This window comes from Sphingobium sp. EP60837, assembly GCF_001658005.1.
GTDB classification, from domain to species: Bacteria; Pseudomonadota; Alphaproteobacteria; order Sphingomonadales; family Sphingomonadaceae; genus Sphingobium; species Sphingobium tyrosinilyticum.
Map to the genome: position 1 here is coordinate 35,042 of NZ_CP015988.1, position 14,703 is coordinate 49,744.

The window sequence follows — 14,703 nt, forward strand, 5'->3', positions numbered from 1 at the left end:
CCGCCCAACTCCGGCAAAACCGGCTGAAGAATATTTCCCGCTTGGCAGGAATTCATTTTCATCCTAAGATGCGCCTCTGAAATCAAAGCTACCAAGATGATTCGACTTGGAGCGTCGCAACGAGGAGGGGGTGATAATGGAAAAAATCGGGCTAAAGAGCATATTGCTTGCAAGCACTATAGCGGTCAGCGCACCGGCTTTAGCCGCGCAGGCGCCCGCCGAAAGTGCTCAGGCCGACGCAGGTGACATCGTCGTAACGGCTCGCAGGACCAATGAAAGCCTGCAAAAGGTTCCGGTTGCGGTCAGCGTCCTCGGTGGCGAGGATATGTCTAAGAACAATATCGTCGATAGCTATGGTATTCTCGCTCAGGTTCCCGGGTTGCAGAATATCACGCGAAATCAGGGGAATCCTTCCGCAGTCAGCTTCCTTAAAATCCGAGGCGTCGCGCCTGCGGCGGTGTATTTCAATGAGGCGCCGGTTCCCGCAATGCAGTGGGGTTGGTACGCTCCCTTCTTCGATCTAGCAAACGTTCAGGTTCTGAAGGGGCCGCAGGGCACCTTGTTTGGTCAGGCAAGCAATGCCGGCGCGATCCTGAACACTCCCAAGCGTCCGGGAGATGACTTCAGCGGCTATATGAAGGTCAGTGCCGGCAACTATAACTTCCGCTCAATTGAAGGCGCGGTTGATATTCCGGTGATCAAGGATGTTCTGGCTGTTCGCCTGGCGGGTATTGATTATCATCGTGATGGATATGTGAGGGATTCTCTCTCCGATCGGATCGTCGCCGGAACGATGGACTACAAGGTCGGGCGCGCGACCATCGTATTCACGCCGTCTGACAACATAGAGAACGTCACTTTGTTCCAGTACGAGCTGGTCAAGGACTTCGGAGGAGCCGGCACCAGTACGCCAGGCGACTACAGCATGGTGCCGAACGCGCTGAACAACACCATTGCTGCAACCAACGGGATGACGCTTGCACAGCTTATCGCTGCTCGCGATCAGATCCTGGCCAACCAACGCGTGATTGGACCTTACCGGACCCAGGGATGGTCCAACGGATGCCCCGCTTCGGCGCTTGCTCCCGCGACGACCTCGACGGTGCCTGGGCCTAATGTGTCGTCCGTGGTGCCCCAGCCATGTCCTCCAGGAGGCGGGTTCTTCCGCGACTATGAATTGATTAATACCACCACCGTTCATCTCGGGGAAAGCTTTTCTCTCAAGAACGTCTTCAGTCACACATGGGGCAAGATGACCTGGTTCGGGTTGAGCGATAATGACGGCACCCGTATCATCGGCAACGAGCTCAACCCTCGCAACGTGTCGATTGTGAATCCGACTCCGTCCGGCACGTCTGAAGAGCTTCAGGTGAACGGGAAGTTCAACAACTTCGACTTCGTCCTGGGTGGTTTCTACTATAAGGAAACTCCAACGAATGTTTTGGGCTTCGGGAATTACACCACTAGCATTAGTCAGTCCTTGACACGGTCGATCATCCAGACAGTCAGCAAGTCAGTTTACGGCCAAGGCAATCTTGACCTTTCCGGCGTCTTGCCGGGCCTGAAGGTCTTCGCCGGCGCAAGGCGCACCTGGGATACCGCACGGCGCCAGCAATTCATCTACGCACCGGCTGCATTCCCGACCCTCACCCAGACGGGAAGCAATGGGGGCCCTGGAACGGCAACGGGGGAGGCGCATTGGCAGCACACCAGTTACACTGTGGGCGCTCAGTACCAGATCACCCCCGACACTATGGTCTATCTCAACAACTCGAAGGGGAATAGCGCTGGCGGGCTGCAGAACAACAATGTCCTGCCTAAGTTCGATCCGGACCAGCTCAACAATCTTGAATTTGGTTTTAAGACCATAATCCGTGCTGGCGATACGCGCATTCGTGTGAATGGCGCCGCCTACTACGGATGGTACAATAATGTGAAGGTCAACACGGTCCAGAACCTAGAAACAGCTCCTGGATCAGGCGTCTTCTCGCTGATCAACTCGGTTGACAACGCAGCGCAAGCCCGCATCAAGGGCTTCGAGCTGGAGGTCGGGGCAAATGTCGGGCGGTTGTTCGAACTGAATGGCTTCGTTGCCTTGCAGGATCCCAGATACACGCACTACAGGTTCTTCAATTCGCTCGCCAACACGACCGTTGACCTCGTGGATCAGCCGTTCTCGCAGGCACCCCGCTGGCAGTTGGGCTTCAGCCCCACCTTCCATGTACCGGTCGACGAGGAGAAGGTCGGGAAGATCGATATTGGCCTGGCGATCAACTGGCGGTCGAAGATGTGGGCTAATCCGGTCAAGCCGGTCGTCCCCAATGACCCCAACAACCCCGATACCGGCCTGCTTTGTGTGGTTCCGAGGACCGCGGCATATGGATACGGCCCGCTGTCAGCCGACGGCAAGAAGGCTTATAAGGGCTGTGCTCCTGCCGCTGGCAATATCAACCTGAATGTCAATTGGGAAAATGTGCTCGGAAACGAAGGTGTAAGTCTGGGTTTCACGGTCACCAATCTCACCGCAAACCACGCCATTTACGGCCTGAGCTCGCAGTATGACACCTTGAACGCGAACCAATATCAGTACAACGAACCGCGGATGTATCATTTGACGTTGGGCTATAAGTTCTGACGATCTAAGGTATTATGTTGGACGGAATTGTTAGGGGGGTCTCGCTGTGCGGATGCACAGGGAGATGCCCCGCTTTTTTCGTCGCCGCACAGAATATCATGAAGGGCGTATCATAGCGCGGTATGGACAAGTCTAGCGCAACAGGCTGTGAAGTGAGCGACATCGGAGAAGGATCGAAGTGTCTAATGCGCAGCGGGCAGCATGCCCTTCAGAATCGATGCCGTTGGCTGAACGTCCAACACGCTTCCGGTGGGTGGTCCTGGCCATCGTCGCTTTCGGCTATTTTCTCGCCTCTGCGGATCGTGCCAACCTGTCGGTGGCGCTCCCTTATCTGAAGTCCGATTTCGGGCTATCTAATGCCGAGGCAGGGGCTGCAGCCAGCGTTTTTCTGTTTGGCATCGCTGTCATCCAGATCCCAGGCAGCCTTCTGATCCAGCGGCTGCGTGTGCGCGCCGTGATGGTTCTGGCAATTATGCTTACGTCGGCCGCAACAGTCTTTACCGGCATGGTTTCCTCGGGCACCCAGCTGTTGGCCGCCCGGCTCCTTTTGGGTGTCGCCGAAGGACCCATCCCCGTTGGCAGTCTGACCACGCTCAATCGCTGGTTTCCGCCGCGTGAGCGGGCGACAGCCGTTGGTATCTATGTAGCCTCCTTCAAGTTCGCTCCTACTCTCGTTCCACCAATAGCTGCGTTCATCATCATCTGGCTGGGATGGCGCGAAGTCTTCTATTTCTTCGGCATAGTTGGGCTCCTTGCCGGTGGCTTGTGGATGTTCGTTGCTGACAGCCCGGATCAGAGCAAGAAGGTCAACCAAGCCGAGCTCCTGCATATTGACCAAGAAGCCGTAAAAGCCGATTCTGGCGAGCGTTCGTCCTGGGACTATCGACCTGTTCTGGATTTCCTCATTCGAGCGCGAAGGTGTGCGAAGCTCCAATCCAACTTGGAGGCACTACGTTCGATGCACATCTGGGGATGTGCGCTTGCATACTGTCTGATGTCCGGCCTGTCCTACGCGATCCTGACCTGGGTTCCGACCTATCTGGTTGAGGTCAAGAAGTATAACCTCATGACGGTCGGCTATGTCGCTGCGGCGCCGTGGCTCGGCGCTGTATTTGGCTCCATCATCGGTGGTCTGCTCTCCGATCGCGTTTTCGGCGGGCGTCGCAAACCAGTCATGCTAATCACTGCGGGGTCGTCCATTGCAACCATGTATGCTCTGGTGTCAGCGCCAAATTCTCCGGCCATGCTCGCTATATTGCTGCTGGCCACGGGTTTCCTGCTGACCGTTGGCTACTCGACATTTACCATCTTCCCGATGGGAGTGGTGAAGAAGGAGGTGGTTCCCTTTGCGGTGTCGATCGTCAGTACGGTCGGTTCGATCGGCGGAGGCACTGCGCCGGTCATAGTGGGCTATATTCTTGATCATTCGGGCTGGTCGATGGCCTTCGGCTTTTTGTCGTCCTGCTCCATTCTGGCCTTTATCCTCGTAGCTTCGATCATCGAGCCACTGTCAGACGACGCGCCCGCCCACGATGTCCCGTAAATCGTGCCGAGACGTCCAACGGAATTTTAAAAGAAGGATGTGTAATGTCAGATAAGGTCAATCCCGTAGATCAGGCAATTGCTGATGCACTTCGGGTCTATGATGTCGTGCCGCAGTTCAGTCGGCTGCGCCAAGACGTCCTGATGGGAGACGTCTGGCAACAGCCCGAACTCAGCCCCCGTGTCCGGAGCATGGTCACTTGCACAGTGCTGGCCGTGCTTGGAAAGATCGAAGATCTGGGCGCTCATTTGCGCAAGGCTGAGGAGAATGGCGTGACTGTAGAGGAATTGCGCGGGATGATCGTGCAGATTGCCTTCTACGCCGGATGGCCGACCGGGCTGGGCTTCGCGCGCGCGGCGCTGCCGTTTCTCGAAAAGGATGCAGCTCAGAACTAGCGTGAGCGTTCCTAGCCATCAATTTCGCAGATTGGAGAGTCAAATGAAAGTCGGATTTATTGGATTAGGCCGGATGGGGAGCGGCATGGCGCTCAACCTTCTGAAGACCGGCCATGATTTGACGATTTTTGATACGAATCCTGATGCTGTCGCTGTCTTGACGTCCGCCGGCGCCAAAAGTGCCGCGTCGGTCGGCGAACTCGCCGGCCAGGTCGATGTGCTGTTTACGTCCCTCCCCGGTCCTCCTGAGGTCGAAGCGGTTGTCCTGGGTGAGGGCGGAGTCGTCGCTAACATGCGTGAGGGCCTGGTCCTTTTCGAATTGTCGACGAGTTCGAGAGACCTAGCCAAGCGGATTGACGAGGCGATGCGGGCTCACCGCGGGCAAGCTCTCGACGCGCCAGTCAGTGGCGGCCCGGCTGGCGCAGCTGGTGGTGATCTCGCCTTTTGGGTGGGTGGTGAACGCGCGACATTCGACCGATACGCAAGCGTTCTCGCGGCCATGGGCGACAAGGCCTGTTACATGGGTCCTGCCGGCACCGGGATCGTGACCAAGCTGGTCAACAACCTGCTGGGACAAATGGCGCTGTCCTGTATGGCTGAGGTCTTCTCAATGGGCGTGAAAGCCGGCATCGACCCGCTTGATCTGTGGGAGGCCCTGAAGCTTGGCGTGGTGGGCAAGCAGTCCATCATTCAAATGCTGGTGAAGCAATTCTTGCCTGGGAACTACGACGAGCCCGCCTTCGCCATGAAGCTGGGCCACAAGGATGTAGCCTTGGCGACTGGAATGGCGCGGGAACTGGGCGTTCCGATGCGCCTTTCGAACCTGGTCATGGAGGAAATGACGGAGGCTCTGGCGCGTGGCTGGGGAGACCGGGATACCCGCGTGCATATGTCGCTGCAGTTGGAACGAGCGGGGGTTCAGATCGCGGTGGACCCTGATCGACTGGCATGCGCGATCCCTTAGATCCGTGGCGCTCCCACCGGCGGATCACCTTGCAGTGCCGCTGGCGGGAGCTCTTCATTGTAGTGGGTAGTCGCGGCAGTGCAATCAGCCGAGATACCGATAGAAGGAGCGCATGATCGTTTCCCAAATATTGCGGGTTCAGGGACTGTCAGGAATTTCGTGTGCGGCGAGGCGGTTGACCATCAGGCCGTCATGGCCCTGATGAAGCGTTCGCCGAAGAGAACGGCAAATTGAGCCTTCGCCATGTTCCACTCGCGCGGCGGCATTTTCCACTCTTTTTCCGATCGGTTCAAGATCAGATAGAGCAGCTTGGTGGCCGCCTCGTCATTGGGGAAATGGCACCGCGCACGAACAGCGCGACGAAGCTTGGAGTTCAAGGCCTCGATGGCATTGGTGGTGTAGACGATTCGCCTGACTTCGTCGGGGAAGGCGAAAAATGGGATGACTTCGGGCCATGCCCGACGCCAGCTCTGGCCGATGGCAGGATAGCGCTGCCCCCAGAAGCTCGCTTCGAAGGCCGTCAGCGCTTCCTCGGCGGCTACGGCATCGACAGCACGGTAGATGGCCTTCAGGGCCGTTCCGAGCGCCTTATACCAAGGCGCATTGATCAGAACCCATGAGCCCATGAGCGCAGGCCGAGGGACATGATGCGCCAAGGCTGCTCGACGAGCTGGTTCCAGGCGAAGCAGCAGTGTTCGACTATGTCGTCATAAGATTTGAAGATGCGGTTCGACAGCCAGTTGTCGCGCATGAACTGCCAAACGTTCTCGACTGGGTTGAGTTCGGGGCACCGGGGCGGCAGCGGCATCAGCGTGATGTTGGGAGGCACGATCAACTCAGCTGATCCGTGCCATCCGGCCTGATCGAGCAGCAGGACGGCATGTGCACCCGGTGCTATGTGGAAGGCGATCTCCTGGAGATGCATGCTCATTGCCTGGCTGTTGCATCTGGGCATGACGACGCCAGCGGCCTTGCCTTCAGCGGGACAGATCGCGCCGAACAACCATGCAGAGGACCGCCGCTGATCCTTGGGTGCCGAGGGTCGAGTGCCGCGCCTGGCCCAGCGTCGGGTGAGTTTAGTCTGCTGACCGACGCGGGCCTCGTCCTGCCACCACAGCTCTACCGGCGTTCCTCTCGGGAGCTTCCGCCTGATCTGCGCCAGACGGGAGGCAAAGCTTTTTTAAAATCGGCAATGTCGTCAGGCTTCTGACCACGATGGCGCGGGCGCGCCGAGAGCTTGCGGTAGCCCATTGCACGCAACTCGCGTCCGAGTGTGTGGCGCGTGACAGAGAGCGCGAACTCTTCCCTGATCCACTGCGCCAGATCGACAAGCCGCCAGCGCACTACACCGTGCGCCGCAGGGATCGGTCCCGCCTCGACCACCGCCGCTAGCCGGCTGCGCTGCTCCTCGTTCAGGATAGAGGACCGGCCCCGCGCCTTGCGCGTGGCCAGGCCATCAGGGCCGCCCTCGTTGAACCGCATAACCCAGTCGCGCACGATTTGTAGCGTCACGCCGGCAAACTTCGCCGCTTCGCTTCGGCTTCCGCCGTCCAGGATCACCGCAATGGCGAGGAGGCGACGGACTTGATCCGCGTCTCCACTTCGCCGCGCCGCCCCACGCAAATCCGCCGATGTGTAGTCAGATCGAACACCAACCGCTGCTGCCATCACAAGCCTCCTCGTGCTTGCAACATCGAATCAGAATTTTAGCAGCTTGGGAATCCCGTACGTGAGTCAGCCTCAGCGCGCCTTGGTATTACGGTCTTTCCACGCCACGAAATCCATCGAGTTCCGCAGCAGATGGACGATGGGGTCGTTGAAAAAGCTGGTTGTTGGCGTGGTGTAGTGCGCCAAGCCGTGTCGATTGCGTTTTTTGGCTGGAGCGACGAGTTTTTAGCTGAAAACCGGCTGTTTGACATCGCTGCGGGGGTATTGCCTGGCGATGATGTCCAAAAGGACGGCAATAAGAGCGGTCGCGAGCCGCTTGAGATTGATTGCCGCTGCGGTGAGGAACGCTTGGATACGCATGTTGTCGAGGCCGCGCCGGACTGCACGGGACAGGCCATGCCATGTCTTCGCTTCGCCGTGGACGCCCTCCACTCTCCAGCGGTGTCGCTGATAGAGTCGCTGTTCGCGATTGCCCCATGCGAGGCGCTTGCGTCGAGCCCTGAGCAGCGAAGGGTGATTGACGTTGAACACGACCACGCGTGAATAACGTGAAGGGCTGACACAGCGCGACCGCAACGGACAGGCCCGGCAATCCCGGCTGCTCGCATGAAAATATTGGAAGCCGCGATGTGGCTTTCCCTTTGGCCGAAGGATTTTGCCCCGCGGACAACGCGCGACGTTATGCCGGGGATCGAACTTGAACCGGCGCGTCGGAATAACCTTGCCCGGTCGCTGCTCGGCCTTGGCCGGCACGATGGCTTCGATGTCTCGATCTTCGAGCGCCCTGAAGACTTTCGCGTAGGCGTAGCCGGCATCCATTGTCGCGATGTCAATCGGCCGTCCGGTCGTCCCGACAATGGCGTCGAGGCGTGCGGCGACAGCCATTCCCTCGTTCTCCTCGCCAGTTACGACCTCTACGTCGACGACAACGCTGGCGGCGTCGTCAGCGGCTGTGTGCTGCTTATAAGCGGGCTCAAGCCGCCGATTGCGGCCATTGGTCGCCATGCTCGCATCAGGATCGGTCACGCAGACCTTCTTGAACTTGCCGCTCTGCCGGCTGTCGCGCAGGCCCTCATCGACATTGGCTTCGGCGACCGCGTCGACATGGCGCACGGCGAGAGAATCCCAACTGACATGCGCTCGAATTAGTGAGGCGTCGATATGAACGACCTCGCCAGTGGCAATCCTGGCGGCGACACAGGCCTGGACCGTGCGCTCGAATATCCGGCGAAAGCGCTCGGCTCCCCAGCGCTGACGAATGCGCGTCAGCGAGGAATGATCGGGTAGCGGCTCATGCACGCCGTAACCCACGAACCAGCGGATCGCGATGTTGACCGCCGCCTCTCGCATCAAGCGCCGATCATGGACGATGCCGAGCAGGAAGCCAGCCAACATCAAGCGCACCGCGACTTCGGGGTCGATGCCTGGTCGCCCATTGTCGGTAGAGTAGAGCTCCGCGATCTCGGCGCGGAGCCACGAAAGATCGAGCACGGCATCAACCCGCACCAACACATGATCACTCGGGATGAGTTGACGCAACGATCCCGAAATGAACAACTCAAGTTGATCCCGTTCTTTGCGCCCCAGCATGGATCCCTCCAAAGCCTTGTTGACCGAGTGAATCATAGTGACAGGGCTTTTTCAACGACCCCACGATGCATGTTTGAACCATCGCTTCGGGGAAGACGGCGGTGATGGCGTCGGGAAAACCCTTCAGGCCATCGACGACGGCCAGCATGATATCCTCGACACCGCGGTTGCGCAGTTCGTTCATGACGCGCAGCCAGAACTTGGCGCCTTCATTCTGCTCCAGCCACAAACCAAGGACCACCTTGGTGCCGTCGGCCATGACGCCCAGGGCAATATGGATCGCCTTGTTGCGGACCATGCCTTCGTCGCGGATCTTGACCCGGATCGCATCGAAGAAAACCAGCGGATATGCTGAGTCCAGCGGGCGTTGTTGCCAGGCCGTGACCTCCTCCAGCACAGCGTCCGTGATCGTGCTGATCAGGTCGGGTGAGGCCTCGATGCCGTACAGTTCGCGCAGATGCCCGGTGATCTCACGGGTACTCATGCCGCGCGCGTACATCGAGATGATCTTGTCATCAAAACCGGGGAAACGGCGCTGATATTTTGCGATCAGCTGCGGATCGAAACTGCCCGCCCGATCACGCGGCACCTCGATCTCGATCCGTCCCCCGTCGGTCGTCACCGTCTTGCGGCCGTAGCCGTTCCGGCTGTTGGTCCCTTGCTCCTCCTGGCCAAGATGGTGATCCATCTCCGCATTGAGCGCCCGTTCGGCAAATGCCTTCTTCAATGTATCGAGCAGGCCGCCCTGGCTGAGCGCTGCTGCTGCGTCAGTGCCGGCCAGCAGTTGGTCGAGAATGTCGTTCGGTATCGAGGGGTCTTTGCGTCGTGACATACTGGGTCTCCTTGTTGCCCATTATGCCTCGCCGCACACGAAATTCCTGACAGTCCCCGGGTTCAGGCTGGTCTGGATCCAGATGGGCCAAGCAAACCACCAATGCCACACCCCTGCGACTACGTGGAGTTCTGCATTCACCTTGGCGTGCAGCAACTGGCAGCTTCCAAATTTGGCACAATGGATATCCTCATCAACAACGCAGGTCTGACGCGCGACATGCGCATCACGAAAATGGCTGTTGAAGACTGGGAAGTCGTCGTCGACATCACACTATAAGGCGCATCTTCTCTGAACCCGCGCCGTTCTGCCGTATATGATAGAGCAGAACTGAGGGCGCCTGATCAACCTGTCGTCACGCGCATATCTCCGCAACCGGGCTCAAGCCAATTACCCGACCGCCAGGGCACGCATCATTGGCTTCACGCGCGCCATGTTCCTGGAGGCTCGCCGCCATTTCATCACCGTCAACGCGGTCGCGCCCGGCATCGTCAACGCTCCGGGCCTATGCCTCGCGCACTGGGAACAGGTTCGGGAGAATGCCATCAACACTCCCATTCCGTAAATCGGTGAGCCGGAGGACGTTGCTGACGCAGTGCCTTCCTGGCTTCGGCGAACGCCGAATACATGAGCGGTGACACTGTGCATGTGACCGGTGGATCGCTATTAAGGAGATCATCCATGACAGAGGCCTTTATCGTTGGCGCAGGGATGACGCCGCTCGGCAAGCATTCGGAACAAAGCATCAAGCAAATTTCAGCGCGTAATGACCTGGCCCTATGACTTCGCCGACCTCGTCAGGCGAGACTCCCGCCTGCGCCAGCGCCGCCACGATGCGGTAAGGCCGAGTTCATGCGCGGGCGTGGACCCGAACGCGTCCATGAAGCTCCCGACTGCGGTTTGCTTGGCAGCGGTGATGACGATGTCTGACATGTCCTGATCCTAGGGTTGTTCTATTTGCTTTCGCAACTTGCATTCAACGAGAAGGCGTGATCACGCTGCGATGAAGTGAGCCGTAGTCTTAGCGGCGACTTCCTCCGCCGTCACGCCCGGCGCGAGTTCGATGAGCTTGAAGGAGCTGTCATGGTCCGGCCGCTGGAACACGCAAAGGTCCGTGACGATCATGTCCACCACATTCCTGCCCGTCAGCGGCAGGGTGCAGGCCGGAATGAACTTGGGATCGCCATTTTTGGAGGTGTGTTCCATGACGACGATGATCTTCTTGACGCCCGCGACCAGGTCCATCGCGCCGCCCATGCCCTTGATCATCTTGCCTGGGATCATCCAGTTGGCGATATCGCCATTTTCCGCGACTTCCATCGCGCCAAGCACGGTCAAGTCGATATGCCCGCCACGGATCATGGCGAAGCTGTCGGCGCTGGAGAAATAGACGGTATTCGGCAGCTCGCTGATCGTCTGCTTACCCGCATTGATGAGGTCGGCATCCTCCTCGCCCTCATAGGGGAAGGGGCCGATGCCGAGCATGCCGTTTTCCGACTGCAGCGTGACTTCCACCCCGGCCGGGATATGGTTCGCCACCAGCGTCGGAATACCGATGCCAAGGTTCACGTAGAAGCCGTCCTTCAGCTCCTTCGCCGCCCGCGCGGCCATCTCGTCACGAGTCCAGGGCATCAGGCGGTCTCCCTCTGGCGCACAGTGCGGAATTCGATCTTCTTGTCATAGGGCGCGCCGACGATCATGCGCTTCACATAAATGCCGGGCAGATGGATGCTGTCGGGGTCCAGACTGCCGACCGGCACCACCTCCTCCACCTCTGCCACGCAGATTTTCGCGGCGGTCGCCATCGGCGCGTTGAAGTTTCGCGCGGTCTTGCGGAAGATCAGGTTGCCGCTCTCGTCAGCCTTCCACCCCTTGATGATGGACAGATCGGCGAAGATGCCGCGCTCCAATATATATTCCTGCCCGTCGAAGACCTTGACCTCCTTGCCTTCCGCCACGGCCGTGCCGACGCCCGTCTTGGTGTAGAAGCCCGGAATGCCCGCCCCGCCAGCGCGGCAGCGTTCGGCGAGCGTGCCTTGAGGCGAAAACTCCACCTCCAGTTCGCCGCTCAGATATTGCCGCTCGAACTCCTTGTTCTCGCCGACATAGGAGGAGATCATCTTCTTGACCTGCCGGGTGCGCAGCAGCTTGCCCAGCCCCTCGCCGTCGATACCGGCATTGTTCGAAGCGATGGTCAGGTCCTTGACGCCTGAATCGCGGATGGCGTCGATCAGCCGCTCAGGAATGCCGCACAGGCCGAAACCACCCGCGCAAAGGTGCATGCCGTCGAAAAGAAGACCCTCCAACGCAAATGCTGCATCGAGGTAGATTTTTCGGGCCATGATCCTCTCCAATGAAAGAACTCAAGAGGCGGAGTGCACGTCAAAAGCACTTTCCCTCGTGGGTTCGTTGTTTTTCCTGTGTCCGCCAACGCCAGCACGGACGAGTTGCTATGTTCGAGGGCAGGCGCCCTGTCCTCGTTTCGGCATTGAGCCATTCTCCAATCCGTGACCTTACCGTGTAGGCTCGATCACATTCCGGTTTTCGGCTCTCGGCTTCCCATTCTCCTTGAGAGTGCGGCCCCGCGATGCAGGACCCACTAGAGGGTCATCAGGACAACCGAGAAGGATCAGACGGTCGCTCCCCCAGTGCGTCGCGGTGCTCATAGTCCCGCTGGTCGCGCAGCATCTGGTAGGCGATCGTCAATAGCTTGCGCGCCATGACGACCTTGGCGCGGTTCGCGCCCTTGGTCGCCTTCAGGCGCTCATATTCGAATTTGAGGGCAGGTTCGGCGCGCATGGCAGGAATGCTGGCTTCTACGAAGGCCCAGCGCAGCCACTTATTGCCAGCCTTGATGATCCGCCCGTTCCAGCATTTGCCGCCGCTCGCATAGGTCGAAGGCACGAGTCCGGCATAGGCGGCGAGCTTCTTGGCCGAACGGAAGCGTGTAACATCGTCAATCTCGGCGGCGATCAGGCGCGCGAAGAACTCGCCCAGGCCCGGCATCGTCTTTAGACGTTTGACGTCCGCATTGTCCTTGCTGAAGCGGCGGATCGTCTTCTCGGACTCGCGGATCCGCTGGTTGATGTCATCGATGAAGGCAAGCGCGCGGTCGATATGCTCGCGATCGATCACCGACACCGAAAGCAGTTCGAGCTGGACCCGCCCGATCTTGCCGAACAGATCCGACATCTCCCGCAGCGCTCGGGTCTGCTCGGGGTAGCGGTCGAAGATCGTCACCACCCGGTTCTTTACCATCGTGCGCAGCCGCACGAAGAACATCCGCTCTCGCAACGCCTGGCGAAGTTGGCGCGCGGCCTCACATGGCACATAGGACTCCGGGATCAAATCGGCCCGCAGCAGATGCGCCAGGATCGTCGCATCGATCTTGTCGGTCTTGATCTTGGCGTCGGCTATCGCCTTCACCCTCAGCGGGTGCGCCAGGACAACATCGTCGCACAACTCGTCCAGCCAGTCGTACATCACCGTCCAGTTGCGGCTCGCTTCCATCACCGCATGGCTGTTCTCCAGATAGGGCGCCAAAAAGCCGGCAAGCGAGCGCGGGTCGTTCTTCACCTTGCCCGATCGCAGGACCTTCCCGCCGCCATCCTGCACAACCAGATGCGTATAGGCTTTGTGGTAATCCACGCCGATATGATAATCGTAAGACATTGGTGCATCTCCATTGCTGATGGGCTTCAGCAATTTGCTTAACGCTCGTGCCTGCACGAGGGGGTGCACCCTTGCCTCTACGGTGAGCATCACCGTTCCATTCCTTCACTGAAGCTAGTCGCTTTCATAGGTTCCGTTCGCCTTCAACTGACAGGCTTGAAACATCAATTCCAATGATTTGTATTTTCATTTATTCATAATGGATGGGTATAAATCGCATCTCGCTCTATCACCTGGAAACCTTACTTGCGATCGACCGGCTCGGCACGTTCGCCGCGGCGGCCGAGCGGCTCAGTACGACACAGCCGGCCATATCGGCGCGCATTCGCGAACTCGAGGGGCATCTCAGGGCCAAGTTGTTCCGCCGAGAGGGGCGCACCATGACGCTGACGCCGGCCGGCCGCCAGCTCATCCGTGATTGTGGCGATTTATGGGGAGACCTTCAGGGCGCACTGATGCGCAGTGGCGGATTGGATGAAGCAAGCGGCGTGATACGCATCGGGACAGGAGAGATTGCGGCCGCCAGCTGCCTCCCGAGCTTCCTCTCTGAACTCAAAGCAGCGATGCCGCTCGTCAGCCTCGAGGTGGACATCGATCTTACCGCGAATCTGATTCAGAAGTTGCTCGCAGGCCGCACCGACATTGCTTTCGCGGCCGGTCCAGTAGCGCATCCGGTACTGCAATCTCGCTCCATTGGTGAAGTCGCTTTAATGTGGTTAGCCAGCCCGGAAATTGCGGCACGCTTTGCAGAGCCTACCAGAAGTCGCGCAATCTCCATTTGGTCATTGGCCCGTCATTCCCCCATTTACGGGCGAATGCGGGATGCCATCGCTGAATCCAAGATCCCGCAGCAATCGCTGAACCTATGCAACAATGCGCGGATGATGATCGACATAGCGAAGGTTGGCGGCGGGGTCGGCATTTTCCCCGAGTCCATGGTGCGTTCGGAGCTGGCAAGTGGCGCGTTGATCAAGGTCCCTGACATGCCTCCTATTGCTCCTGTCCAGTTTCAGGTAGTGAAGCGACTTTTCGACAACGATGCGCTCACTGACGAGATTTTCAATCGTGCAAGCGTCATTCAAGTCGGCGGGTAAGATTGAGGTGGATCCGGCCCGGCTGGGAGCAATGCATAACCCTCTTCCGCCGATCCAAATCCATCCAGAGATATGTGCCGCGTGCGCAATATCACATCGAAGAGAGGATCGAACACGTCTTCCGTCGGCACGGGCGACATTGAGAACGGTCGGCCACCAAATAGCTGACCGACCGTACCTGGAAACGTAAATTTGCCTTGGGAGTGGCGAGAATGGGCGGTTCTCCCGCAGCAACAGTTCTCCGTTCAGCGCTAGGTCGATTGCCTCGACGCCACTGATCTTGCCCTGCTCGATCCCGCACAGGGCGGCG

Annotated in this window: 12 protein-coding genes and 3 pseudogenes; 7 read left to right on the forward strand and 8 right to left on the reverse strand. The window is 58.8% G+C overall.

The annotated features are described in order from the left end of the window. Positions 1-136 precede the first annotated feature (136 nt). The 4 genes from EP837_RS18235 to EP837_RS18250 all read left to right on the forward strand — a co-directional run bounded on the left by EP837_RS18235 (position 137) and on the right by EP837_RS18250 (position 5,537). A complete protein-coding gene (locus EP837_RS18235) occupies positions 137-2,635 on the forward strand; it encodes a TonB-dependent receptor (protein ID WP_066531922.1) in 2,499 nt (832 codons plus the stop codon). Between the two features lie 217 nt (positions 2,636-2,852). Then, on the forward strand, positions 2,853-4,178 hold the full coding sequence (locus EP837_RS18240) for an MFS transporter (protein ID WP_066531924.1): 1,326 nt from the start codon (positions 2,853-2,855) through the stop codon (positions 4,176-4,178). Between the two features lie 44 nt (positions 4,179-4,222). Continuing rightward, positions 4,223-4,573 carry a carboxymuconolactone decarboxylase family protein gene (locus EP837_RS18245; protein WP_066531925.1) on the forward strand — a complete coding sequence of 117 codons (351 nt, stop codon included), beginning with the start codon at positions 4,223-4,225 and terminating at the stop codon, positions 4,571-4,573. Further along, positions 4,557-5,537 (forward strand): NAD(P)-dependent oxidoreductase, encoded by a 981-nt coding sequence (locus tag EP837_RS18250; RefSeq protein ID WP_335676333.1) that lies wholly within the window; start codon positions 4,557-4,559, stop codon positions 5,535-5,537. The genes EP837_RS18245 and EP837_RS18250 overlap by 17 nt, the downstream gene beginning before the upstream one ends. Positions 5,538-5,719: 182 nt before the next feature. On the opposite strand, the pseudogene EP837_RS18255 reads toward EP837_RS18250, so the two are convergent. The 4 genes and pseudogenes from EP837_RS18255 to EP837_RS18275 all read right to left on the reverse strand — a co-directional run. Next, a pseudogene (locus EP837_RS18255) lies at positions 5,720-6,127 on the reverse strand (transposase); the annotation flags it as partial. A 17-nt stretch (positions 6,128-6,144) separates the two neighbouring features. After that, positions 6,145-7,205 (reverse strand): IS630 family transposase gene (locus EP837_RS20720; protein ID WP_172668344.1). Its coding sequence is split into 2 segments (ribosomal slippage): positions 6,145-6,698 and positions 6,698-7,205, totalling 1,062 coding nucleotides; the frame shifts between segments, so codons are not numbered across the junction. Between the two features lie 225 nt (positions 7,206-7,430). Beyond that, positions 7,431-8,795, reverse strand: a complete 1,365-nt coding sequence (locus EP837_RS18270) for an IS1182 family transposase (protein WP_066531927.1) — start codon at positions 8,793-8,795, stop codon at positions 7,431-7,433. A gap of 28 nt (positions 8,796-8,823) precedes the next feature. Then, a pseudogene (locus EP837_RS18275) lies at positions 8,824-9,627 on the reverse strand (IS256 family transposase); the annotation flags it as partial. A gap of 102 nt (positions 9,628-9,729) precedes the next feature. On the opposite strand from EP837_RS18275, the gene EP837_RS21150 reads away from it, so the two are divergent. After that, positions 9,730-9,906, forward strand: a complete 177-nt coding sequence (locus tag EP837_RS21150; protein WP_156518745.1) for an SDR family NAD(P)-dependent oxidoreductase — start codon at positions 9,730-9,732, stop codon at positions 9,904-9,906. Between the two features lie 70 nt (positions 9,907-9,976). After that, positions 9,977-10,192, forward strand: a complete 216-nt coding sequence (locus EP837_RS20725) for an SDR family NAD(P)-dependent oxidoreductase (RefSeq protein ID WP_225870692.1) — start codon at positions 9,977-9,979, stop codon at positions 10,190-10,192. A 213-nt stretch (positions 10,193-10,405) separates the two neighbouring features. Here the strand turns inward: EP837_RS20725 and EP837_RS21155 are convergent. The 4 genes and pseudogenes from EP837_RS21155 to EP837_RS18290 all read right to left on the reverse strand — a co-directional run. Continuing rightward, positions 10,406-10,560 (reverse strand): annotated as a pseudogene (locus tag EP837_RS21155) (acetyl-CoA C-acetyltransferase); the annotation flags it as partial. 60 nt (positions 10,561-10,620) lie between these two features. Then, positions 10,621-11,259 carry a CoA transferase subunit B gene (locus EP837_RS18280; protein WP_066531929.1) on the reverse strand — a complete coding sequence of 213 codons (639 nt, stop codon included), beginning with the start codon at positions 11,257-11,259 and terminating at the stop codon, positions 10,621-10,623. Then, complete coding sequence (locus EP837_RS18285; RefSeq protein WP_066531930.1) at positions 11,259-11,969, reverse strand: CoA transferase subunit A; 711 nt, start codon at positions 11,967-11,969, stop codon at positions 11,259-11,261. Before EP837_RS18285 ends, EP837_RS18280 begins: the two co-directional genes overlap by 1 nt. Before the next feature lie 268 nt (positions 11,970-12,237). Further along, on the reverse strand, positions 12,238-13,299 hold the full coding sequence (locus EP837_RS18290; protein WP_066531932.1) for an IS110 family transposase: 1,062 nt from the start codon (positions 13,297-13,299) through the stop codon (positions 12,238-12,240). 203 nt (positions 13,300-13,502) lie between these two features. Between EP837_RS18290 and EP837_RS18295 the strand changes: the two genes are divergently transcribed. Then, positions 13,503-14,393 carry a LysR family transcriptional regulator gene (locus EP837_RS18295; protein ID WP_066531935.1) on the forward strand — a complete coding sequence of 297 codons (891 nt, stop codon included), beginning with the start codon at positions 13,503-13,505 and terminating at the stop codon, positions 14,391-14,393. The last annotated feature ends 310 nt before the right edge of the window (positions 14,394-14,703 follow it).